We start from the raw sequence: 20,659 nt of genomic DNA on the forward strand, positions 1-20,659 counted from the left end.
CTTTTTACGTTCAGCGTCCGTTAGAACAGGAAGTAACGTTGTGCCATGGGCAAGGTTTCAGCCGGCTCGCACCACAACAAAACCCCGTCGGCTTTCACCTGATAGGTCTGCGGGTCGACATCGATCTGTGGCAGGTAATCATTGTGGATCAGGTCGGTTTTCTGCACGTCGCGACAGCCTTTGACCACGGCGATTTTCTTCTTCAACCCCAAGGCTTCCGGCAAGCCGGCCTCCTGCGCTGCCTGGCTGATAAAGGTCAGGCTGGTGGCATGCAGCGAGCCGCCGTAACTGGCGAACATCGGACGGTAGTGCACCGGTTGCGGTGTCGGTATCGACGCGTTGGCATCGCCCATCAGGCTGGCTGCAATCGCGCCACCCTTGAGAATCAGCGAGGGTTTTACGCCAAAAAATGCCGGACGCCACAGCACCAGATCTGCCCATTTCCCCACTTCGACCGAGCCCACTTCGTGGCTGATACCGTGAGTGATCGCGGGGTTGATGGTGTACTTTGCGATGTAGCGTTTGGCGCGGAAATTGTCGTTGCCTTCACCGTCACCCGGCAGTGGGCCGCGCTGCTTTTTCATCTTGTCGGCAGTCTGCCAGGTGCGCGTGATGACTTCGCCGACGCGCCCCATGGCCTGGCTGTCGGAGCTGATCATCGAGAACGCGCCGAGGTCGTGGAGGATGTCTTCGGCGGCAATGGTTTCCCGACGGATGCGGCTCTCGGCGAAAGCCACGTCTTCGGCAATACTCGGGTCCAGGTGGTGGCAGACCATCAGCATGTCGAGGTGTTCGTCGATGGTGTTGCGGGTGAACGGCCGGGTCGGGTTGGTCGAGCTTGGCAGCACGTTGGGGAAGCCGCAAGCTTTGATGATGTCCGGCGCATGGCCGCCACCGGCGCCTTCGGTGTGGTAGGTGTGAATGGTGCGCCCCTTGAACGCGGCGAGGGTGGTTTCGACGAAGCCCGATTCATTAAGCGTGTCGGTGTGAATCGCCACCTGAACATCGTATTGGTCGGCAACGGTCAGGCAATTGTCGATGCTCGCCGGCGTGGTGCCCCAGTCTTCGTGCAACTTCAGGCCGATGGCACCGGCCTTGACCTGCTCGATCAGCGGCTCCGGCAGGCTCGCGTTGCCTTTGCCGGTGAGGCCGATGTTCATCGGGAAGGCATCGGCGGCCTGAAGCATGCGTGCCAGGTGCCAAGGGCCGGAGGTGCAGGTGGTGGCGTTGGTGCCGGTCGCGGGACCGGTTCCGCCGCCGATCATGGTGGTGACACCGCTCATCAATGCCTCTTCGATCTGCTGTGGGCAGATGAAGTGGATGTGGGTGTCGATGCCGCCCGCGGTGAGGATCATGCCTTCACCGGCAATCACTTCGGTGCTGGCGCCGATCGCAATACTGACGTTCGGCTGCACGTCCGGGTTGCCAGCCTTGCCGATCCCGGCAATGCGCCCGTCTTTGAGGCCGACGTCGGCTTTGACCACGCCCCAATGGTCGATGATCAGTGCGTTGGTGATCACAGTGTCGACCACTTCGGCGGCGAGCAATTGGCTCTGGCCCTGGCCGTCGCGGATAACTTTTCCGCCACCGAATTTCACTTCTTCGCCGTAGGTGGTGAAGTCCTTTTCCACTTCGATCCACAGTTCGGTATCGGCCAGGCGGACCTTGTCGCCGACGGTGGGGCCGAACATGTCGGCGTAGGCTTGACGGGAAATCTTCATCGTAATTCCTTGCACAAATGTATTGTGGCGAGGGGATTTATCCCCGTTCGGCCGCGCAGCGGTCGTAAAACCTGGCACTCCGATCTCTCTGCAATAACGCATTCGCCAGATTGCGGGTTCTTTGCACCCGAACGGGGATAAATCCCCTCGCCACAGTCAGTCGAGGTCACCCATGATCCGCCCGGCAAACCCGAACACCCGGCGATGCCCGGCCAGGTCCACCAACTCGACTTCGCGGCTTTGCCCCGGCTCGAAGCGCACGGCGGTACCGGCGGGGATATTCAGGCGCATGCCGCGGCTGGCGGCGCGGTCAAATGTCAGGGCATCGTTGGTTTCGAAAAAGTGATAGTGCGAGCCGACCTGGATCGGCCGGTCGCCGCTGTTGGCCACTTTCAGGCTGACCGTGCGACGGCCGACATTGAGTTCGATGTCGCCGGGCTGGATCTGGTATTCACCGGGAATCATCAATGGGCTCCTTGCAGGATCTTGTAGTAGAGGGCGGTCGGTTTGTACTGGCCGCTCGGGTCGCAGGCGAAGTCGGGGATCTGGCCGGCGCGGGTGTAACCCAGGGCCTTGTAGAAGTCCTCTGCGGGTGAGCCGGCCTCTGTGTCGAGGTACAGCATGCCGCGCTTATGCTGAAGGGCGGCGGTTTCCAGAGCGCTCATCAATTGCTGGCCCAGGCCGCGCCGACGCGCGTGTTCACGCACCAGCAGTTTTTGCACTTGCGCGCGGTTCAGCCCATTGGCTTTCTGGCACAAGCTCAGTTGCACGCTTGCTTGAACCTGTTCGTCCTTGACCACCACCCAGAGCAGCACGTTGCCTTTGTTGAGGTCCTCCTGGACGTCATCGAAATAGGCGCGTGCCTGGGTAGTGTCCAGGTCAGCCATGAAGCCGACACTCGCGCCATAACCCACCGCGTCGAGCAGCAGGTCAATCAGCCCCTGACGGTAGTGCGCAAAACTGTCGACATTGACGCGACGCAGTTGGGCGGCATTCATCGGGTGTCACTCCTTGTGGGCGAGCGGTGGTGGCGCGCCAGGATTGAGGGTCAGTTGCATGAAGGTCAGGTCCAGCCAGCGACCGAACTTGGTGCCGACCTGGGGCATCTGTCCGGTCGTCACAAACCCGGCTCGTTCATGCAAACGAATGGAGGCGGCGTTACCACTCTCGATGGCGGCAACCATGATGTGCTTGTCACAGCTTTTGGCGCGTTCGATCAGCATCGTCATCAGTTGCGGTCCGAGGCCATTGCCACGCTGATCGCTGCGCACGTAGACCGAGTGTTCGACCGTGTGGCGAAAGCCATCGAACGGCCGCCAGTCGCCGAACGAAGCGTAGCCCAGTACGGTGTTATCACCGTCGACGATTACGAGGATGGGATACCCCTGGGACTGTCGCGCGCTGAACCAGGCCTGGCGGTTGCCCAGGTCGACGGCCTGCTCGTTCCAGATGGCCGTGGTATTGAGTACGGCATCGTTGTAGATATCGCGAATCGCCGGCAGGTCGGCGTGCAAGGCATCGCGGATGCGGTAAGTCATGGCGCTTCCTCAGGCGATGGGTTGATGGACGGTCACCAGTTTGGTGCCGTCGGGAAACGTCGCTTCGACCTGGATCTCCGGGATCATTTCCGGGATGCCTTCCATCACGTGTTCACGGGTGAGCAGGGTGGTGCCGAAGTGCATCAGTTCGGCCACGGTCCGACCGTCACGGGCGCCTTCAAGCAACGCTGCGGAGATGTAGGCCATGGCCTCGGGGTAATTAAGTTTCACGCCGCGAGCCAAACGCCGCTCGGCCACGAGGCCGGCGGTGAAGATCAGCAGCTTGTCTTTTTCACGTGGGGTCAGGTCCATCGCTTGGAATCCATCTGGGCAGATAAAAAGGTATTCGGATCTGTAAACACAAAACCCTGTAGGAGTGAGCCTGCTCGCGATAGCGTCGGCACATTCAACACATAAGTTGCCTGACACACCGCCATCGCGAGCAGGCTCACTCCTACAGGGGAGCGTGTTTCAGGTGCTCCATATTCTGGGTTGGACGGCTTCCCGGCCGAGCAACGCAGGGCGCAGCAACCGCCATAAATCGATCAACCAACCGCGTGCCAACAACGCTTCACTGGCCAGGCATCGTGCAACCAGCAGCCCCGGCAATTGCGTCAGATCGCCGCGCACGTCATGGGGCAGCGAGCGGCATTGCTCCAGCAAGTCACTATCGATTTCGCCCGTCACCAGCAACGTCGCAAACACCGGTTGGCCATCCAGACCTATTGGCGAATCAAGCAAACCATCAGCCCCGACAATGCGCTGACGTTCGTGCCAGAGCAACTGGCCATCGCGGCGGATGTCGAGCCGGGACTGAAAATGCCCGAGGTCGAAGCGTTCGCCGCTAGCCGGGCGCCCCAGTGCCACCACGTCCCAGTAGAACAGCCGGGCATCACCTTCAAGGTCGATGGCGGTGCTGAGTTCGGCCTGTGCTGCACTGAAAATGATCGTCTCCTGGGGCAACCATTCCAGGGTCGCACCGGCGGCCACGTTCAGTTGCAGCTGCTGATAGGCAGGCCCGGCTGCGCGGTACCACTTGGCCGCGCCGGGGCTGGTGATCTGCGCCCAGGCATCGCCGCCGACACTGGCCGAGATGTCCAGGCGATCGCCCCCGGCAATTCCGCCCGGTGGGTGCACGATGATGTGCTGGCACACTTCGGGACCTTCGGCGTACAGGTGTTTCTGCACCCGTAACGGGCCTTGGTGTCGGCGCTGAACCGGGCGCGTACTGTCACCGAAACGGGCGTAGCCCAGTTCCAGTTCGGCGTGCCAGCTGGGGGTAAAGGCGCCGGAAGCAGGAAGAGTCATGGTCAGTGCTTAGTGAGAAGTCATGAAGGCATTTGCAAAGGCTGTGCCGTCCGTTTCCCAAGCAGAAGGCGGTTGTTGTTTGTTGGGGGGGCACCAACATGGCGCACATCGTGGGTCGGGGTGCGGCAAATTGGTGCTGCGTGTGAGGTGAACAGCTCAGATTGTGACCAGACCTCGTACGCCCTCGGCTTCCATGTTTTCGCCGCGACCCTGCTGCACGATTTCGCCCCGGGACATCACCAGGTAGTGATCGGCCAGTTCGGCGGCGAAATCGTAGAATTGCTCCACCAGCAAAATCGCCATGTCACCACGGGCCGCGAGCTTCTTGATGACCGCGCCGATTTCCTTGATTACCGACGGCTGGATGCCTTCGGTGGGTTCATCAAGAATCAGCAGGCGCGGACGGCTGGCCAGCGCCCGGCCGATGGCAAGCTGTTGCTGCTGACCACCGGACAAGTCACCGCCGCGCCGCTGTTTCATTTGCAGCAACACCGGGAACAGTTCGTAAATGAAGGCCGGTACTTCCTTGGCCTCGGCCCCCGGGAAACGCGACAGGCCCATCAGCAGGTTTTCTTCCACGGTCAGGCGCCCGAAGATCTCGCGACCTTGCGGCACATACGCGATGCCTGCATGCACCCGTTGATGCGGCTTGAACGTAGTGATCGGCTTGCCTTCCCAATTCACCGCACCTTCTTTGGCGGGCAGCAAACCCATCAGGCATTTGAGCAGGGTGGTCTTGCCGACGCCGTTGCGCCCGAGCAGGCAGGTAACTTCGCCCACCTTCACGTCAAACGTCAGGCCGCGCAGGATGTGGCTACCGCCGTAGTACTGGTGCAGCTTGTCGACTTGCAGCATTTCAAATTCCTTCTGTTGCACACGGCTTGCTTTCCCCACCTAAACGTTCTGTAGGAGCTGTCGAGTGAAACGAGGCTGCGATCTTTTGATCCTGGTATGGGGTGCCTGATGAAGATCAAAAGATCGCAGCCTCGTTTCACTCGACAGCTCCTACAGGGGTAAGGCGTTTTTTTGCTAGCGACCGAGATATACCTCGATCACCCGCTCGTTATCCTGCACTTGTGCAAGCGACCCTTCGGCCAGGACGCTGCCCTGGTGCAACACCGTCACGTGGTCGGCAATCGAGCCGACAAAACCCATGTCGTGCTCCACGACCATCAGTGAATGTTTGCCGGCCAGGCGTTTGAACAGTTCGGCGGTGAACTCGGTTTCGGCGTCGGTCATGCCCGCCACCGGCTCATCGAGCAGCAACAGTTGCGGGTCCTGCATCAGCAACATACCGATCTCCAGGAACTGCTTCTGACCGTGGGACAGAAGACCTGCGGGGCGATTGACCGAGCTGGTCAGGCGAATGGTTTCCAGCACCTCGCTGATGCGATCCTTCTGTTCGCCACTCAACTTCGCCCGCAGGCTGGCCCATACCGATTTGTCGGCTTTCTGCGCCAGCTCCAGGTTTTCAAACACGCTCAGGGCTTCGAACACCGTCGGTTTCTGGAACTTGCGACCAATGCCCGCCTGAGCGATTTGCACTTCGCTCATCTGTGTCAGGTCGAGGGTCTCACCGAACCAGGCCTTGCCATGACTGGGACGCGTCTTGCCGGTAATCACGTCCATCAGGGTGGTCTTGCCCGCGCCGTTGGGGCCGATGATGCAGCGCAGTTCACCGACACCGATGTACAGGTTCAGATTGTTCAACGCCTTGAAACCATCAAAGCTGACGCTGATGTCCTCCAGGGTCAGGATGGTGCCGTGGCGAGTGTCCAGGCCAGGGCCGGCGCGTTGGCCGAGGCCGATGGCATCGCGACTGCTGCCGGCATCCTTGTTGGGCTCCACGGGAAAGAAGGCCGGTTCGAGCATGAATTCAGCCGTCGCAGTCACTCTCATTGTTCACCCCTTTTCTTCAGCAGACCGATCACGCCTTTGGGCAGGTACAGGGTCACGACGATGAACAGCGCGCCGAGGAAGAACAGCCAGTATTCCGGGAACGCGACGGTGAACCAGCTCTTCATGCCGTTGACCACACCGGCACCCAACAGGGGCCCGATCAACGTGCCGCGACCGCCCAGGGCTACCCAGACGGCGGCCTCGATGGAGTTGGTTGGCGACATTTCACTCGGGTTGATGATGCCGACTTGCGGTACGTACAAGGCGCCGGCCAAGCCGCACAACACCGCGCTCAATACCCAGACAAACAGCTTGAAACCACGCGGGTCGTAGCCACAGAACATCAGGCGATTTTCGGCATCGCGCAACGCAGTCAACACCCGGCCGAACTTGCTTTGCGCCAGCCTCCACCCGATGAACAGGCTCGCCACCAGCAACACCACGGTGGCAAAAAACAGCACGGCGCGAGTGCCTGGCTCGGTGATGCCGAAACCCAGAATGGTGCGGAAATTGGTGAAGCCGTTGTTGCCGCCAAACCCGGTTTCATTGCGGAAAAACAGCAGCATGCCGGCGAAGGTCAGGGCCTGGGTCATGATCGAAAAATACACGCCCTTGATTCGCGAGCGGAACGCGAAGAAACCGAACACCAGCGCCAACAGTCCCGGTGCCAGCACTACCAGGCACATCGACCAGAGGAAGCTGCTGGTGCCTGTCCAGTACCACGGCAATTCGGTCCAGGACAGGAACGTCATGAACGCGGGCAGGCCATCCCCCGAGGCCTGGCGCATCAGGTACATGCCCATGGCGTAGCCGCCGAGGGCGAAGAACAGACCGTGACCCAGGGACAGCAGGCCGGCGTAACCCCAAACCAGGTCCAGCGCCAAAGCGACGATGGCATAGCAAAGAATCTTGCCCACCAGTGTCAGCGTGTAGGCCGAAACGTGAAAAACGCTGAGGGGCGATAACAGCGACAGCAGCGGCAATGCCAACAGTAAAACAAGGATCACCGCACCAACGGCGATCGTGACTTTCGGGCCGGCTTTTTTTGTCGCGGTAACGAGCAGGGGCTGGTTCATCAGTCGATCACCCGTCCTTTCAGTGCAAAGAGGCCTTGCGGACGTTTCTGGATGAACAGAATGATCAGCGCGAGGATCAGGATCTTGCCGAGCACCGCACCGATCTGCGGCTCGAGAATCTTGTTGGCGATACCCAGCCCGAAAGCGGCCAGCACACTGCCGGCCAACTGACCGACACCCCCGAGCACCACCACCAGGAACGAGTCGATGATGTAGCTCTGGCCGAGGTCGGGGCCGACGTTGCCGATCTGGCTCAGGGCTACGCCACCGAGTCCGGCAATGCCTGAGCCGAGGCCGAATGCGAGCATGTCGACGCGTCCGGTGGGCACGCCGCAGCACGCTGCCATGTTGCGGTTCTGAGTGACGGCACGCACGTTCAGTCCCAAGCGTGTTTTGTTCAGCAGCAGCCAGGTCAGCACCACCACGAACAGCGCAAACGCGATGATCACGATGCGGTTGTACGGCAGCACCAGGTTGGGCAGTACTTGAATGCCGCCGGAGAGCCACTGCGGGTTGGCGACTTCAACGTTCTGCGCGCCGAACAGCAATCGCACCAGTTGAATCAACATCAGGCTGATGCCCCAGGTGGCGAGCAGGGTTTCCAGCGGGCGGCCGTACAAGTGACGGATGACCGTGCGTTCGAGCGCCATGCCGATGGCCGCCGTGACGAAGAACGCCACCGGCAACGCGATCAAGGGATAAAACTCGATGGCCTGTGGTGCGAAGCGCTGGAACATCAACTGCACGACGTAGGTCGAGTAAGCCCCCAGCATCAGCATCTCGCCATGGGCCATATTGATCACCCCGAGCAGGCCGAAGGTGATCGCCAGACCGAGTGCCGCCAGCAGCAGAATTGAACCGAGGGACATGCCGCTGAAGGCTTGCCCCAGGATCTCGCCGATCAGCAATTTGCGTTTGACCTGGGCCAGGCTGGTTTCGGCTGCCGTGCGTACCGTGGCATCGGTTTCGACGCCGGGCTCCAGCAGACTTTCGAGGCGGGTACGGGCCAGTGGATCGCCGGTTTCGCCGAGCAGGCGCACGGCGGCGAGACGCACCGCCGGGTCACTGTCCACCAGTTGCAGGTTGGCCAGTGCGAGACTCAAGGCCGCGTGAACACCCTCGTCCTGTTCGGCTGCGAGTTGCTGATCGAGAAATTTCAGCTGCGCCGGTTTGGCACTTTTCTGCAGTTGCTGCGCGGCGGCGAGGCGGATTTTTGCGTCGGCCGCGAGCAGTTGGTGACTGGCCAGCGCGGTGTCGATCAGACCCCGCAGGCGGTTGTTCAGGCGCAGGGTTTTGACTTGTCCGTCGACGGTCAGCGCGCCTTGTTGCAGGGCGTTGATCAGTTCGATACGGGCAGGGTCGGGCTGCGCAGCCCAGGATTCGAGCAGCTTTGCCTGTTGTACGGGATTGGCGGCGACGAAGTCTTCGGCGTCGCTGGCGTGGGTGGCCAATGGCAAAAGTAAAAAGGCAAAGGCGACAAGTAGACGATATAGGGACATAGCAACGTCCTGAAAGGCGACGATGGACCCTGTGGGAGCCGAGCTTGCTCGCGATGACGGTGTGTCTGATGCACCGCTATCGCGAGCAAGCTCGGCTCCTACAGGGTTAAGGGCTTGTTCCTGCTACTTAGTTGCTCTTCACCGCGTAATCCGGCTTCTTGTCGTTGCCGACAATGAACGGGCTCCACGGTTCGGCACGGATCGGGCCTTCGGTCTGCCACACCACGTTGAACTGACCATCAGCCTGGATCTCGCCGATCATCACGGGCTTGTGCAGGTGGTGGTTGGTTTTGTCCATGGTCAGGGTGTAGCCGGACGGGGCGGCGAAGGTCTGGCCGGCGAGGGCTTCGCGTACCTTGTCGACGTCGGTGGATTTGGCTTTTTCTACCGCTTGCGCCCACATGTGGATGCCGACGTAGGTGGCTTCCATCGGGTCGTTGGTCACCGCTTTATCCGCGCCCGGCAAATTGTGTTTCTTGGCGTAGGCTTTCCAGTCGGCGACGAACCGGGTGTTCGCCGGGTTCTGGACCGACTCGAAGTAGTTCCACGCCGCCAGGTTGCCTACCAGGGGTTTGGTGTCGATGCCGCGCAGCTCTTCTTCGCCGACGGAGAACGCCACGACCGGAACATCGGTGGCTTTCAAACCCTGGTTGGCGAGTTCTTTATAGAACGGTACGTTGGAGTCGCCGTTGACCGTGGAGATGACAGCTGTCTTGCCACCGGCCGAGAATTTTTTGATGTTGGCCACAATGGTCTGGTAATCGCTGTGACCGAATGGCGTATAGACCTCTTCGATGTCTTTGTCTGCCACGCCTTTGGAATGCAGGAACGAGCGCAGGATTTTATTGGTGGTACGCGGGTAGACATAGTCGGTGCCGAGCAGGAAGTAGCGCTTGGCACTGCCGCCTTCTTCGCTCATCAGGTATTCCACGGCCGGGATCGCCTGCTGGTTCGGTGCGGCGCCGGTGTAGAACACGTTCGGCGACATCTCTTCGCCCTCATATTGCACGGGATAGAAGAGCAGGCCATTGAGCTCTTCGAACACTGGCAATACCGATTTGCGAGACACCGACGTCCAGCAGCCAAAGACCACGGCAACCTTGTCCTGAGTCAGCAGCTGCCGGCCTTTTTCGGCGAACAACGGCCAGTTCGACGCTGGGTCGACCACCACAGGCTCCAGCATCTTGCCGTTCACGCCGCCCTTGGCGTTGATCTCGTCGATGGTCATCAACGCCATGTCTTTGAGGGAGGTTTCAGAGATCGCCATGGTGCCGGACAACGAGTGCAGGATACCGACCTTGATGGTCTCGGCGGCCTGGACAGTCCAGGTCATGCCCATCGCGGCAATCGATGCCGATAGTGTGAAAGCCTTGATCAAGCTGCGACGCTTCATTGTGCGATCTCCATGAACGTTAGATATTTTTCTTGGTTGGCAGATGCGGACTACTGAAGGGTCTTTAGCAAGGGCTGTGCCTGGTCGGCGAAAGGCGGAGAAATGACGTACTAGAGCGGTTGCGCTGCCTGGCGGCGCACTATGAAGGATCGCGTCTGGCGCGCTGGTGCGAGGTGGTGCGCCAGATTGGGGCGGGCGACCGTGGGATTAGTTGCAGTGTGTAGAAACTGTGTAGGAGCTGTGTAGGAGCTGTCGAGTGTAACGAGGCTGCGATCTTTTGATCTTGCTCTTGAAAAAACAACATCAAAAGATCGCAGCCTCGGTTCCCTCGGCAGCTCCTACAGAGGGTCTCCGGCATCATCAGTGACGGGCTTCAGATCAAATCATCTCGTGCGTTTCATGATGAAGATGAGGCCGATTCGGTGTGCCGATTGAAGCGCGAAAACAGCACCTTATCCAAAATCCACACCACCACGAGCGACGCACCTACCAGCGGGAACGCCACCGCCAGGGCGAACATGATGACCATCGCGGTTTTCCATTTCGGCAGGTCGTGACGCAGTGGCGGTACACCGAATTTGCCCTGCGGACGACGCTTCCACCAGATCACCACGCCACTGACGGCACTGAGCAGAATCATCAGGCAGATCAGCAGCACCATGATCTGGTTGAACACCCCAAACATTTTGCCTTCGTGCAGCATTACGCCGATTTCCGTCGCGCGGGCCACGGTACCGTAATGCTCGTAGCGCACGTCAGCGAGGACGTTGCCGGTGTATTGATCGACATGCAGGGTGGCGTCGTTTCGCGGGTCGTCGGCAAACACCGCGATGGTGAACACGCCCGTCGCGGTGGTCGGAAACGTGATGCTGTAGCCCGGCTCGACCTTGCGCTGCTGGGCGATGTTTTGCACCGCTTGCAAGCTGATGGTGGGTGCCGCAGGACCGGGTTTCGCGTCGCCGTGGTTCATGTGTTCGGCGTGGTCGCCGGACATCGGCATCGGCGTGTTTTCCATGGCCCAGGGCACGGTCTGGCGTATGGCGGTATTGAGGCTGCGAGCCTCGACGTCAGACTTGGGCATGTCATTCCACATCGCATCCGGGAAGACATTCCACACGCCCGCGTATTGTTTGCCCCAGAACCCGGTCCAGGTCATGCCGCTGAGCAACATCACCAACAGAAACGCGGCGCCCCAGAAGCCGGTGACGGCATGCAGGTCGCGCCACAGCACGCGGCCGCGACTAGTCAAGCGTGGCCAGAGAATGCCGGCTGCCTGACCGCGCGGCCACCACAGGAAGACGCCGGAGACCACCAGCACAATGCCCCAGCCGGCGGCCAGTTCGACCAGTCGATCCCCCACGGTGCCGATCATCAGCTCGCCGTGAATCGACCGCGCGATGGCCTGCAGATTCATCTTGGCGTCTTGCTCGCCAAGGATGTCGCCGTGATAGGGGTCGACGAACACGTTGAGCTCGGTGCCTTCGTTAACGACGACAAATTGCGCGCTGCGTTCTGCATTGATTGGCGGCAGGTATTGCTGGACCGTTGCTTGTGGATACGCCTCTTTGACCCGTTTAAGCAGGTCGTCGGCCGCCACCGTATGGTGGCCGGCCGGAACGTTCAGCAGGCTGCCGTACATCAACGGATCGAGTTGCGGTTTGAACAGGTAAATGACGCCGGTCAACGCCAGCATCACCATGAAGGGCGCGACGAACAGACCGGCATAGAAATGCCAACGCCAGGCCAGGTTGTAGAAATTCACTTTGGGCTGTTTCATTGGTTGTGCTCCGCTTGGCGAATCAGTCGTTTGTTAAAAGATCGCAGCCTCGTTTCACTCGACAGCTCCTACACAGCTGCGATCTTTTGACTTTTCTTGTTAGAAGCTCATGTCCACTTTGGTCCAGAGCGTGCGCCCCGGTTCTTTAATGGCTTGCGGGTCATTGGCCGGGTAGCCGAAACCCGCGTTCCCCGCCAGGTTCAGGTGCTCGGCGTAAGCCTTGCCGAACAGGTTGTCCACACCAGAACTGACCTTCCAGTTCTTGTTGATCCGGTAGGCACCATTGAGCGAGAACACCCCGAAGCCTGCCGTTTTGTCGAAGTCCTTGCCGACCACGTTGCCCTTGTTCTGGTCGATACGGTTTTGCGCGGCGACCACTCTCCACAGTGCGCCGGCGCTCCAGTTGTCTTCGCTGTAGGTCAAGCCGAAACGCGCATCCAGCGGCGGCATTTGTGGCAATGCGCTGCCGTCGCTGCTGTTCTTGCCCCAGGCGTAGGCCAGGGTTGCATCAGCCTTCCAGTGGCTGGTCAGCTTGTAGGCCGCGCCGAGTTCGCCACCCATGATCCGCGCGTCGATGTTCTCGGCCTGGGAGGTCATGCCCATCATTCCGGGCGTGTAGTTGAACAGGATGTAGTCGCGTACCTGCCCGATGTAGCCCGAGGCCCAGGCGTCGAGTTCTTCGGTTTTGTATTGCAGGCCGAAATCGAGCTGGGTGGTTTTTTCGGGTTTGATCGAATCGAAGGCGTTCACCGATCCGACAGGCCCGGAGTTGGGCGAGAACAGTTCCCAGTAATCCGGGAACCGCTGGGTGTGACCTAGGCCGGCATAGAGCGTGGTCGGGCTGTCCGCCAGGTCATGCTCGTAGCGGACGAAGCCGCTGGGCAGGGTGTCGGCGCGGGTGTCGTCGGCGGTCGGATTGGGGCGCGTCATCATCCCGGAGCCGGTGGTCTGTCGGAAATCCTTGGCCGAGGCGCGGTCCAGTCGCGCACCTGTGATCAGCCGGTCGTTGTCGGTGGCGTACCAGGTCAGCTCGCTGAACACGCCGTAGTTATGGAAGTCGGCGTCCTTGGTGTACGGCAGGTCCTTATAGGTGTCGATGCCCATGGCGCTGCGTTGGCGGTGTTCGTTGGTCTGCGCGTCGATGCCGCTGATCAACTGCACATCGGCCCAGCGCCAGGTCGCCTTGATCCGTGCGCCGAGGGTCCGGCGGTCGACGTTCGAGGCCATGGGGCCGGCCATCATCCCGGTGCCGGAAGGCGTGCGCAGGGTGTAGTTGTCCATCACGTGGTCGGCGTAGTTGTAGTAGACCTGCGCTTCGACCTTATCCAGCACCTCACCCATGTTCGACTTCTCGAAACGGAGGCCGAGGCTTTCACGCTTGAACTGTGAGCCGTCCATGCCGCGTCCAGCGTAACGCGCTTCGCCATCGCCCTTGCCGGCAGTCAACTCCAGCAGGGTATCGGCGTCCGGTGTCCAGCCCACCGCGACGTCGCCATTCCACTTGTCGTAGCGTGACGGCACGGTGTCGTTGTTGCCGTCCTTGTAGTCGTCGGCATGCGCGGTGTTGCCGATCACCCGAACGTAACCTAGCGGACCACCGGCAGCGGCATCCACCACCTTGTCGAAACGACCATTGGAGCCGGCCAGCACACTGGCGTTCACCCGGGTGCCGAGCTCGCCGAAGCGTTCAGGCTCGCGGTCGAACAGGATGGTGCCGGCCGATGCGCCCGGTCCCCATAACACGGTTTGCGGGCCTTTGATGACGGTGAGTTTGTCGTAGGTTTCTGGCGAGATGTAAGAGGTTGGTGCGTCCATCCGGCCAGGGCAGGCGCCCAGCATCATGCCGCCGTTGGTGAGGATGTTGAGCCGCGAACCGAACATGCCGCGCAACACGGGATCACCGTTGGTGCCGCCGTTGCGCACCAGGGCGAAGCCTGGAATGGTCTTCAGGTAATCGCCGCCGTCGCTGGCTGGTACCGGTTGGCGCGGGTCCTTGGGGTTGGTGACGATGGTCAGCGGGGAGCTGGGCGCGATGGCAGTGATCACCGTCGGGCTCAGTTCTTCGCCATGACCTGCGTGTTCATCGGCCAGCACCATGGGTGTCAGCAAAGCGCCACAAAGAAGGGCGGTGGCGTGCCTGAAACGAACACGGGATTCATTCAGGGCAAAAGTAGCTTGGGCAGCGCTCAAGCGTGTGTCAGCAGAAAACCTGGACATGACAATTTCCATCGAACAGTCGTAAACGACACGGCCGGCAGCGTTGGGCTGTCTTCGATACCGTGTGAGATCGGATGTGGGTGTTTACGCGACGACGGGCGGGGCTCGGGTGCGAGCACCGGGGAAGAAGGTTTGCCGGGCGTGGCCCAGGCGTGGAGAGGGCGTACTGAAGGTTGTGGCTGTGGGGGTATCGAATGCGACGAAAGACTGGCCGCCGGTCAGTGCCGGGCAGTTGAACAACAGGCTGCAGTAGCCGCATTTCTCCCAAAGGGCGTGGTGATCGGGTTGTGGCGGGCAATGCTCGGCGGCGGGTTGGGCGCCGTGGTCCATGGCCGACATGTCCATGGGCATGTCCATCGACATGTTCATGAAGCCGGACAGGCTCGCGCGTTGATCCATCGGCAACGACTGAGAAATCAGTGGGCCGATAAAGATCATCAACATGGCGAACAGGCTGATCCAGCTGCCGCGGGTCAGGCTTAAAGGCTGACGACGGGAGGCGGATGACCTGGCGCTAAGCGGGCGCATGGGCGGGCTCGGTACCGTCAGTTACTGGGTATGCTCGTGCGCTCGCATGCCGTCCGGCGCCTTCTTCTGCACCGTGACTTCAACGGTCACGTCACCGGACTTCTCGAAGTGCATCGTCAGCGGGAAGTGTTTGCCATCGGCCAGCAGGCTGCGGTCTTTCAGCTCCAGCAGCATCACGTGATACGCCATCGGCGCGAAAGTGATTTCGCCGCCGGCAGGTATTTCGACGCTCGGCACCTGCTGCATTTTCATCAGGTCGTTCTGCTTGATGTGCTCGTGCAACTGGGCCTCGCCAGCAATTGGCGAGTCGACACTGAGCAGGCGGTCAGCAGTTTTGCCTTTGTTGTGAATCACGAAATACGCCGCGACGGTCGGCGCATTGGGTGGCAGTTCCTGAGACCAAGGGTGAGCGATTTCCAGCTCGCCGGCCTTGTATTCATGGGCGGTGGCAAAGCAGGCAGGCAGCAGCAACGCAGCCAGAACGATGAGTTTGTTCAACATGGCAGTACTCCGGATGGATTCAAGACGCAGTCAATTGCGAGAGGGAATCACACCAGAGGGGACGCGCGGGGGTTCAGGCTCGGCCATTGCTGGCGCGGAGTGGGTGTGTCGAGTGCGGCGGGGGGCTGGCTTCGGTTGGCTTCGAAACGGGCGAAAAATGGTTGTGGTTCATGCCCGGGCAACGCCACAAGAGGCGAGGAACCGGAGCAACACCAGCAGTGCTGCATGTTGGAATGATCGTCGTTTTGCGGGGCTTTCTGCTCGATGTCGCCGATGGAAATTGCCACCATCTTCGTGCCGCCGGAGGTGCAGAAGCTGCCCCATAACAGTTGTTCGGCAGGCGACTTCGCCGACTGCGCCATCGCACCGGTCATCGGCATGGCGAGCATGTTGAACAGCACTGCGAAGCAGGCGATCCAGGCAATTGCGAGCCGTTGTCGGGACATGGGACAAATCCGGTGGGTGGGCGATCAGGCGCGGCTATTTAGCCTGATCAGGGCCGATAAGTAAAAACGTGGCATGCGGTGTGGTGTCGCAGCACTGCTCCTTGTTATGCATACCTTCAGCTCCAGCGTATCGCTTGAACCTGCATGTTTACTCCGAGCGTCACACGAATAACCGCAAATATTGCGGCGAGGTTATCCATGCTCGGGTTGCCCTTGGCAGACAACATTCTATGGAGACTTTTACTGGGCTTTGCCGTTTCTTTCGCCAGCGCTTCAAAACCTATAGTTGCGTTGACGAGGTCACGCAAAATGATTCGTGCCATTTCGGGTTCACCGTTAAGAAACAGCGTAGCAGCCTCATCCAATAATGCCTGGGCGAACTCGGGATCAGATTGTGCGCGCTCGGCGATGGTGTGTTTGTAACTTCGAGTGAGAGCCATGATTTATCTCCGCTGCCTTTCAGCTGTTTTCCGATCTCGAAATTCCGCTATCAAAGCTTTTGCGTGTTTGATGTCGTTTTTTTGGGTGGTCTTGTCGCCGCCACCAAACAGTATGATCAGACGTTTTCCTTCCTGGATCAGATAAATTCTGTAGCCAGGACCCCAATTTATTCGGTATTCGCCCAGGCCTTCGAACCACTTGATGTTGGACGTATTGCCCAGTTCAAGTCTGATCAGTGCGGTAGCCACTTTATGGGCTGCCTGCACATTCAGGGTAGAAAACCAGCGTCCAAAAGGGCTTGTTTCATTGGCCTGCAAATATTCTTCGAGTTCGATCATGACTGGCTCTGAAGGTAACAAATAGGTTACTTATCATGCAAGTTATTGATCCTGCGCTATTGAAGAAATTCCGCCAACGCAGCAAGTGTTTCTTTGCACGACAGGAGCTCTCGATCAACCCCCGGCAACACCGGCCGCTTCAACACCAGCACCGGCACCCCACGCTCGCGCGCCACTTCCAGCTTCGGCTCGGTGGCTGTACTGCCGCTGTTTTTGCTGATCAGCACATCGATCTGCCGACGCTCGAACAGTTCGCGCTCATCGTCGATCAGGAAGGGGCCGCGGGCGCCGATGACTTCGCAGCGCTCGTTACCCGGATACGCGTCCAGCGCACGCAGCGTCCAGAATTGCTCTGGCGGAATTTCATGCAGGTGTTGTAAGGGCTCGCGGCCGAGGGTGAACAATGGGCGCTTGAAGGGTTTCAGCGCTTCGATCAGTTCGCTCCAGTCACCGACTTCGCGCCAGTCATCGCCGGCCTGTGGCTGCCAGGCTAGACGTCGCAGTGCCCAGCAGGGAATCGCGCTCGCGCGAGCCGCAGTGGCAGCGTTCTGGCTGATTTGCGCGGCGTAGGGGTGGGTAGCATCCAGCAATAGCTCGACCCCTTCATCGAGAATGAATTGCGCCAACCCTTCGGCGCCGCCGTAACCGCCGACACGTACCTGACACTGCAAATCGGTGGGCACACGACCGATCCCCGCCAGGCTATAGATATGTTCCGGCCCCAGGGTGCGAGCGATGGCCAGGGCCTCGGTGACGCCGCCGAGCAACAAGATGCGCTTCATTGGAAAGCTCCCGCGTGGCCGACAACGCCGCCCTGACGATCAATGGCAAAGACTTCCACCTGAACCTGCGCCGGTACCACGCTGCGGGCGAAATCCAGGGCGTGCTGGCACACCGCATCGCCCAGCGCGATACCGGCGGCGCTAGCCATCGCCAGGGCTTGCTGACTGGTGTTGGCGTCGCGAATCGCTTGCTGCAGCGGTTCATCGGCACCTATTGCGGCGGCCCACTGCGCGAGTTGCGGCAAATCGATACTCGAATGTCGACTGTGCAGGTCCATGTGGCCGGCAGCCAGCTTGCTGATCTTGCCGAAACCTCCACACAGGCTGAGTCTGTCCACGGGCACTCTGCGCAGATGCTTGAGCACTGCGCCGACGAAGTCACCCATTTCGATCAGCGCGATTTCCGGCAGGTCATAGACCCGGCGCATGGTGTCTTCGCTGGCATTGCCGGTGCAGGCGGCGATGTGCAGGTAGCCGTTGGTCTTCGCGACATCGATGCCTTGATGGATCGACGCAATGTAGGCTGCGCAGGAAAACGGCCGGACGATGCCGCTGGTGCCGAGAATCGACAAACCGCCGAGAATTCCCAGGCGCGGGTTCATGGTTTTCAACGCCAGCGCCTCGCCACCTTCGACGTTGACCGTGACGTCGAAACCGCCGCGGTAGCCGAGTTCGTCTGCCAGCAGGGTCAGGTGGTCGCTGATCATTTTGCGCGGCACCGGATTGATCGCCGGTTCGCCGACGCCCAGTACCAGTCCTGGACGGGTCACGGTGCCGACGCCTTGGCCGGCGTTGAAGCGAATACCCGGTTGGGAATTCAGGCGTACCTGGGAATAGAGCAGGGCGCCATGGGTGACGTCCGGATCGTCACCTGCATCTTTGATCGTTCCCGCTTCGGCACCGTTGCCGATCAGCCGGCAGAACTCCAGGCGCATCTGTACGCGCTTGCCCTTGGGCAGGGTGATGTCCACCGCATCCGAACTCCCACCGCCGAGCAGCAATCGAGCGGCCGCCAGGCTGGTGGCGGTGGCGCAGCTACCGGTGGTCAGGCCACTGCGCAGGGGGGTGGGTTGTTCAGCAGTTTCGTCACGCATCGAAAGGTTTGACCACGTCCAGCAGTGTAATGGGCAGCGCCTGACGCCAGGTATCGAAGTCGCCCAGGGGTTGCGCTTGCGCTATATGGATGCGCGTGAGCTCCCCGCCGTGCAGCTCGCGCCAACCCATGAGGGTCATTTCACTTTGCAATGTCACCGCGTTGGCGATCAACCGACCGCCTGGCTTGAGTGCAGTCCAGCAGGCATCCAGCACACCCTCGCGGGTGACACCGCCGCCGATGAAAATCGCATCCGGGCGCTCAAGACCTTGCAGGGCTTGCGGCGCACTGCCGCGAATCAGCTGCAGCCCCGGCACCCCCAGTGCGTCGCGGTTGTGCTCGATCAAACGTTGTCGGCCTTCGTCGGCTTCGATGGCCAGCGCGCGGCAACTGGGGTGGGCGCGCATCCATTCAATACCAATCGAGCCGCTGCCCGCGCCCACGTCCCACAGGAGTTCACCCGGTGTCGGTGCCAGGCGCGCGAGGGTGATGGCGCGAACGTCACGTTTGGTCAGTTGACCGTCATGCTGGAAGGCGGAGTCGGGCAGGCCGGCCAGACGTGATAGACGCGCAGTGTCGGGCGCGGCAATGCAGTCGATGGCGATCAGATTGAGGTCGGCGATCAGCGGATCGTTCCAGTCATCGGCGACCCCATCGATGCGGCGCTCGTCTGCACCGCCCAAATGTTCCAGCACGCTCAGCCGACTCGGACCGAAACCGCGCTCGCGCAATTGCGCAGCGATCGCGGCAGGGCTTTGGCCGTCGTTGCTCAGTACCAGAAGGCGAACACCGCTGCCCCAATGCGCATTCAGCGCGGCAACTGGACGGGCAACCACTGACAGCGTCAGCGTGTCCTGCAACGCCCAACCCATCCGCGCGGCGGCGAGGGAGCAGGAAGACGGCGCGGGCAGGATCAGCATTTCATCCGCGGGTATTTGCCGAGCGAGGCTGGCGCCGACACCGAAGAACATCGGGTCTCCACTGGCCAGTACGCAGACGGGTTCGCCGCGACTTGCCAATACGGGTGCCAGGGAGAAGGGGCTGGGCCACAATTGCCGTTCGCCACGGATGCAGGCAGGCAACAAATCGAGTTGGCGCTGGCCACCGATAATTCGCGAAGCGCTTAGCAACGCGTGTCGGGCAGTTTTGCCCAGCCCCTTGAAGCCTTCCTCACCGATACCTACCACCGTCAGCCAGGGGGTCATGCTGTTCCTCATTAATCAAGCGAAGCCGAATCATTGCATTGCTCAGGCCTGAGTAGTCCTGTGCGGTTGCGCATCATAGCGCGGTGTTAAGGGTATTCGCGTGTCGATAGCGGTTGAATGGGGTCACTGATGGAGATTGTCAAAGCGATGGGTACGGGGGCGGGTTCTTATTGTTTGTTTTTTCGCAGATCAAACTTCTTCATTTTTATCTCCCGTACTTTCCTCTCAATGATTGCTCTATTGCTTTCAAGTTTCTTTTTATCCAGTTTGAGATACGCCCGTTGCTGAATGATGGCGGCGGCGTGTCCTTCCCAATCCCAGAACAGGAAACTGCTTTTTTTCGTATAAGCCACCAGTTCCAGATTGAACACTGCGATGGTAAGGACGCCCTTTTCATCGTACCGCGCAGGGATGGCCTGAAAGCGCTGTCCCATCAGACTTTGCTCGTCGAGAGAGAACAGCGCGGGCTCGTTGTATTTAAGCGCGTCGAGCGTGTCGATCATGGCGTTCCCTTGTCGGGTGTCCGGCATGGCTTGAGCACTTTGAACGAGAAAATCCGCAACGCTCCTCGAGAGCCCGGAACGCTTGCGTGTAACGATGGCGTCCTGAAAGACAGACCAGCCCAGGAAATGCAGCGTGGAGACATATTCGTCCAGCCATTCTGTCGAGTCGAGAAAGCGGCTGTAGACCATGTCGGCGGATCGGGTGGCGATCTGGGTGCTGTCAGTCAAATCATCGTGATCTTGCAGTGAGAGGTCACCAATGCACGAAACCAGACTGTGTCCGGTCAGCAAGCCAGGGGGGTTTTCATTATTCATGTGCGATTCCTGTTCATTAATCAAACTTCCGTTTTAAGTGTTGATTGAAAGTACAAGAGCAGGCACAGGGTTAAAACAA

Annotated in this window: 22 protein-coding genes; all 22 read right to left on the reverse strand. The window is 60.1% G+C overall.

From position 1 onward, the window contains the following. Nucleotides 1-20 precede the first annotated feature (20 nt). The 22 genes from ureC to GBC55_RS20725 all read right to left on the reverse strand — a co-directional run bounded on the left by ureC (nucleotide 21) and on the right by GBC55_RS20725 (nucleotide 20,580). On the reverse strand, nucleotides 21-1,721 hold the full coding sequence (gene ureC, locus GBC55_RS20620; protein WP_162439160.1) for an urease subunit alpha: 1,701 nt from the start codon (nucleotides 1,719-1,721) through the stop codon (nucleotides 21-23). Between the two features lie 156 nt (nucleotides 1,722-1,877). Continuing rightward, nucleotides 1,878-2,186, reverse strand: coding sequence for an urease subunit beta (locus tag GBC55_RS20625; protein ID WP_109627750.1), 309 nt, complete (start codon nucleotides 2,184-2,186; stop codon nucleotides 1,878-1,880). Next, entirely contained in the window at nucleotides 2,186-2,719 is a 534-nt protein-coding gene (locus GBC55_RS20630) for a GNAT family N-acetyltransferase (protein WP_162439159.1), read from the reverse strand. The genes GBC55_RS20625 and GBC55_RS20630 overlap by 1 nt, the downstream gene beginning before the upstream one ends. Before the next feature lie 6 nt (nucleotides 2,720-2,725). Then, nucleotides 2,726-3,259, reverse strand: a complete 534-nt coding sequence (locus GBC55_RS20635) for a GNAT family N-acetyltransferase (protein ID WP_162439158.1) — start codon at nucleotides 3,257-3,259, stop codon at nucleotides 2,726-2,728. Between the two features lie 9 nt (nucleotides 3,260-3,268). Beyond that, a complete protein-coding gene (gene ureA / locus GBC55_RS20640) occupies nucleotides 3,269-3,571 on the reverse strand; it encodes an urease subunit gamma (RefSeq protein WP_162439157.1) in 303 nt (100 codons plus the stop codon). Nucleotides 3,572-3,730: 159 nt separating this feature from the next. Further along, the gene (locus GBC55_RS20645; RefSeq protein ID WP_162439156.1) at nucleotides 3,731-4,567 is read right to left on the reverse strand and encodes an urease accessory protein UreD; all 837 of its coding nucleotides are present in this window, start codon (nucleotides 4,565-4,567) and stop codon (nucleotides 3,731-3,733) included. A gap of 156 nt (nucleotides 4,568-4,723) precedes the next feature. Then, a complete protein-coding gene (gene urtE, locus GBC55_RS20650; RefSeq protein ID WP_162439155.1) occupies nucleotides 4,724-5,422 on the reverse strand; it encodes an urea ABC transporter ATP-binding subunit UrtE in 699 nt (232 codons plus the stop codon). 174 nt (nucleotides 5,423-5,596) lie between these two features. Next, entirely contained in the window at nucleotides 5,597-6,466 is an 870-nt protein-coding gene (gene urtD, locus GBC55_RS20655) for an urea ABC transporter ATP-binding protein UrtD (RefSeq protein ID WP_162439154.1), read from the reverse strand. Continuing rightward, on the reverse strand, nucleotides 6,463-7,542 hold the full coding sequence (gene urtC, locus GBC55_RS20660; RefSeq protein ID WP_162439153.1) for an urea ABC transporter permease subunit UrtC: 1,080 nt from the start codon (nucleotides 7,540-7,542) through the stop codon (nucleotides 6,463-6,465). The genes urtD and urtC overlap by 4 nt, the downstream gene beginning before the upstream one ends. Then, nucleotides 7,542-9,041: an urea ABC transporter permease subunit UrtB gene (urtB, locus tag GBC55_RS20665; protein ID WP_162439152.1), complete on the reverse strand. Its 1,500-nt coding sequence runs from the start codon at nucleotides 9,039-9,041 to the stop codon at nucleotides 7,542-7,544. The genes urtC and urtB overlap by 1 nt, the downstream gene beginning before the upstream one ends. 127 nt (nucleotides 9,042-9,168) lie before the next feature. Then, a complete protein-coding gene (gene urtA, locus GBC55_RS20670) occupies nucleotides 9,169-10,434 on the reverse strand; it encodes an urea ABC transporter substrate-binding protein (protein ID WP_162439151.1) in 1,266 nt (421 codons plus the stop codon). 397 nt (nucleotides 10,435-10,831) lie between these two features. Beyond that, nucleotides 10,832-12,211 (reverse strand): PepSY domain-containing protein, encoded by a 1,380-nt coding sequence (locus GBC55_RS20675; RefSeq protein WP_162439150.1) that lies wholly within the window; start codon nucleotides 12,209-12,211, stop codon nucleotides 10,832-10,834. A 99-nt stretch (nucleotides 12,212-12,310) separates the two neighbouring features. Then, a complete protein-coding gene (locus tag GBC55_RS20680) occupies nucleotides 12,311-14,428 on the reverse strand; it encodes a TonB-dependent copper receptor (RefSeq protein ID WP_162439149.1) in 2,118 nt (705 codons plus the stop codon). 84 nt (nucleotides 14,429-14,512) lie between these two features. Then, nucleotides 14,513-14,956 carry a DUF2946 domain-containing protein gene (locus tag GBC55_RS20685; RefSeq protein WP_162439148.1) on the reverse strand — a complete coding sequence of 148 codons (444 nt, stop codon included), beginning with the start codon at nucleotides 14,954-14,956 and terminating at the stop codon, nucleotides 14,513-14,515. A 21-nt stretch (nucleotides 14,957-14,977) separates the two neighbouring features. After that, nucleotides 14,978-15,457, reverse strand: a complete 480-nt coding sequence (locus tag GBC55_RS20690; RefSeq protein WP_162439147.1) for a copper chaperone PCu(A)C — start codon at nucleotides 15,455-15,457, stop codon at nucleotides 14,978-14,980. 47 nt (nucleotides 15,458-15,504) lie between these two features. Continuing rightward, the gene (locus GBC55_RS20695) at nucleotides 15,505-15,903 is read right to left on the reverse strand and encodes a DUF2946 domain-containing protein (protein ID WP_162439146.1); all 399 of its coding nucleotides are present in this window, start codon (nucleotides 15,901-15,903) and stop codon (nucleotides 15,505-15,507) included. A gap of 116 nt (nucleotides 15,904-16,019) precedes the next feature. Further along, the gene (locus GBC55_RS20700) at nucleotides 16,020-16,343 is read right to left on the reverse strand and encodes a transcriptional regulator (RefSeq protein ID WP_162439145.1); all 324 of its coding nucleotides are present in this window, start codon (nucleotides 16,341-16,343) and stop codon (nucleotides 16,020-16,022) included. A 3-nt stretch (nucleotides 16,344-16,346) separates the two neighbouring features. After that, a complete protein-coding gene (locus GBC55_RS20705) occupies nucleotides 16,347-16,682 on the reverse strand; it encodes a type II toxin-antitoxin system RelE/ParE family toxin (RefSeq protein WP_162439144.1) in 336 nt (111 codons plus the stop codon). A 56-nt stretch (nucleotides 16,683-16,738) separates the two neighbouring features. Then, nucleotides 16,739-17,464, reverse strand: a complete 726-nt coding sequence (locus tag GBC55_RS20710) for a cobalt-precorrin-6A reductase (protein ID WP_162439143.1) — start codon at nucleotides 17,462-17,464, stop codon at nucleotides 16,739-16,741. After that, nucleotides 17,461-18,558: a cobalt-precorrin-5B (C(1))-methyltransferase gene (locus GBC55_RS20715; RefSeq protein WP_162439142.1), complete on the reverse strand. Its 1,098-nt coding sequence runs from the start codon at nucleotides 18,556-18,558 to the stop codon at nucleotides 17,461-17,463. The genes GBC55_RS20710 and GBC55_RS20715 overlap by 4 nt, the downstream gene beginning before the upstream one ends. After that, nucleotides 18,551-19,762 (reverse strand): precorrin-6y C5,15-methyltransferase (decarboxylating) subunit CbiE, encoded by a 1,212-nt coding sequence (gene cbiE, locus GBC55_RS20720; RefSeq protein ID WP_162439141.1) that lies wholly within the window; start codon nucleotides 19,760-19,762, stop codon nucleotides 18,551-18,553. The genes GBC55_RS20715 and cbiE overlap by 8 nt, the downstream gene beginning before the upstream one ends. Nucleotides 19,763-19,929: 167 nt before the next feature. Next, entirely contained in the window at nucleotides 19,930-20,580 is a 651-nt protein-coding gene (locus GBC55_RS20725) for a hypothetical protein (protein ID WP_162439140.1), read from the reverse strand. Nucleotides 20,581-20,659 lie beyond the last annotated feature (79 nt).

It is taken from the genome of Pseudomonas sp. TNT3 (assembly GCF_010095445.2).
In the GTDB taxonomy this organism is placed as follows: domain Bacteria; phylum Pseudomonadota; class Gammaproteobacteria; order Pseudomonadales; family Pseudomonadaceae; genus Aquipseudomonas.

Coding starts and splice junctions, on each gene's coding strand:
- GBC55_RS20630 (WP_162439159.1), bottom strand. CDS start 2,719: ATGAATGCCGCCCAACTGCGTCGCGTCAATGTCGACAGTTTTGCGCAC.
- GBC55_RS20635 (WP_162439158.1), bottom strand. CDS start 3,259: ATGACTTACCGCATCCGCGATGCCTTGCACGCCGACCTGCCGGCGATT.
- GBC55_RS20625 (WP_109627750.1), bottom strand. CDS start 2,186: ATGATTCCCGGTGAATACCAGATCCAGCCCGGCGACATCGAACTCAAT.
- GBC55_RS20680 (WP_162439149.1), bottom strand. CDS start 14,428: ATGTCCAGGTTTTCTGCTGACACACGCTTGAGCGCTGCCCAAGCTACT.
- GBC55_RS20700 (WP_162439145.1), bottom strand. CDS start 16,343: ATGGCTCTCACTCGAAGTTACAAACACACCATCGCCGAGCGCGCACAA.
- GBC55_RS20725 (WP_162439140.1), bottom strand. CDS start 20,580: ATGAATAATGAAAACCCCCCTGGCTTGCTGACCGGACACAGTCTGGTT.
- GBC55_RS20645 (WP_162439156.1), bottom strand. CDS start 4,567: ATGACTCTTCCTGCTTCCGGCGCCTTTACCCCCAGCTGGCACGCCGAA.
- urtD (WP_162439154.1), bottom strand. CDS start 6,466: ATGAGAGTGACTGCGACGGCTGAATTCATGCTCGAACCGGCCTTCTTT.
- urtA (WP_162439151.1), bottom strand. CDS start 10,434: ATGAAGCGTCGCAGCTTGATCAAGGCTTTCACACTATCGGCATCGATT.
- GBC55_RS20675 (WP_162439150.1), bottom strand. CDS start 12,211: ATGAAACAGCCCAAAGTGAATTTCTACAACCTGGCCTGGCGTTGGCAT.
- GBC55_RS20685 (WP_162439148.1), bottom strand. CDS start 14,956: ATGCGCCCGCTTAGCGCCAGGTCATCCGCCTCCCGTCGTCAGCCTTTA.
- GBC55_RS20705 (WP_162439144.1), bottom strand. CDS start 16,682: ATGATCGAACTCGAAGAATATTTGCAGGCCAATGAAACAAGCCCTTTT.
- urtC (WP_162439153.1), bottom strand. CDS start 7,542: ATGAACCAGCCCCTGCTCGTTACCGCGACAAAAAAAGCCGGCCCGAAA.
- ureA (WP_162439157.1), bottom strand. CDS start 3,571: ATGGACCTGACCCCACGTGAAAAAGACAAGCTGCTGATCTTCACCGCC.
- ureC (WP_162439160.1), bottom strand. CDS start 1,721: ATGAAGATTTCCCGTCAAGCCTACGCCGACATGTTCGGCCCCACCGTC.
- urtE (WP_162439155.1), bottom strand. CDS start 5,422: ATGCTGCAAGTCGACAAGCTGCACCAGTACTACGGCGGTAGCCACATC.
- cbiE (WP_162439141.1), bottom strand. CDS start 19,762: ATGACCCCCTGGCTGACGGTGGTAGGTATCGGTGAGGAAGGCTTCAAG.
- GBC55_RS20690 (WP_162439147.1), bottom strand. CDS start 15,457: ATGTTGAACAAACTCATCGTTCTGGCTGCGTTGCTGCTGCCTGCCTGC.
- GBC55_RS20710 (WP_162439143.1), bottom strand. CDS start 17,464: ATGAAGCGCATCTTGTTGCTCGGCGGCGTCACCGAGGCCCTGGCCATC.
- GBC55_RS20695 (WP_162439146.1), bottom strand. CDS start 15,903: ATGTCCCGACAACGGCTCGCAATTGCCTGGATCGCCTGCTTCGCAGTG.
- GBC55_RS20715 (WP_162439142.1), bottom strand. CDS start 18,558: ATGCGTGACGAAACTGCTGAACAACCCACCCCCCTGCGCAGTGGCCTG.
- urtB (WP_162439152.1), bottom strand. CDS start 9,041: ATGTCCCTATATCGTCTACTTGTCGCCTTTGCCTTTTTACTTTTGCCA.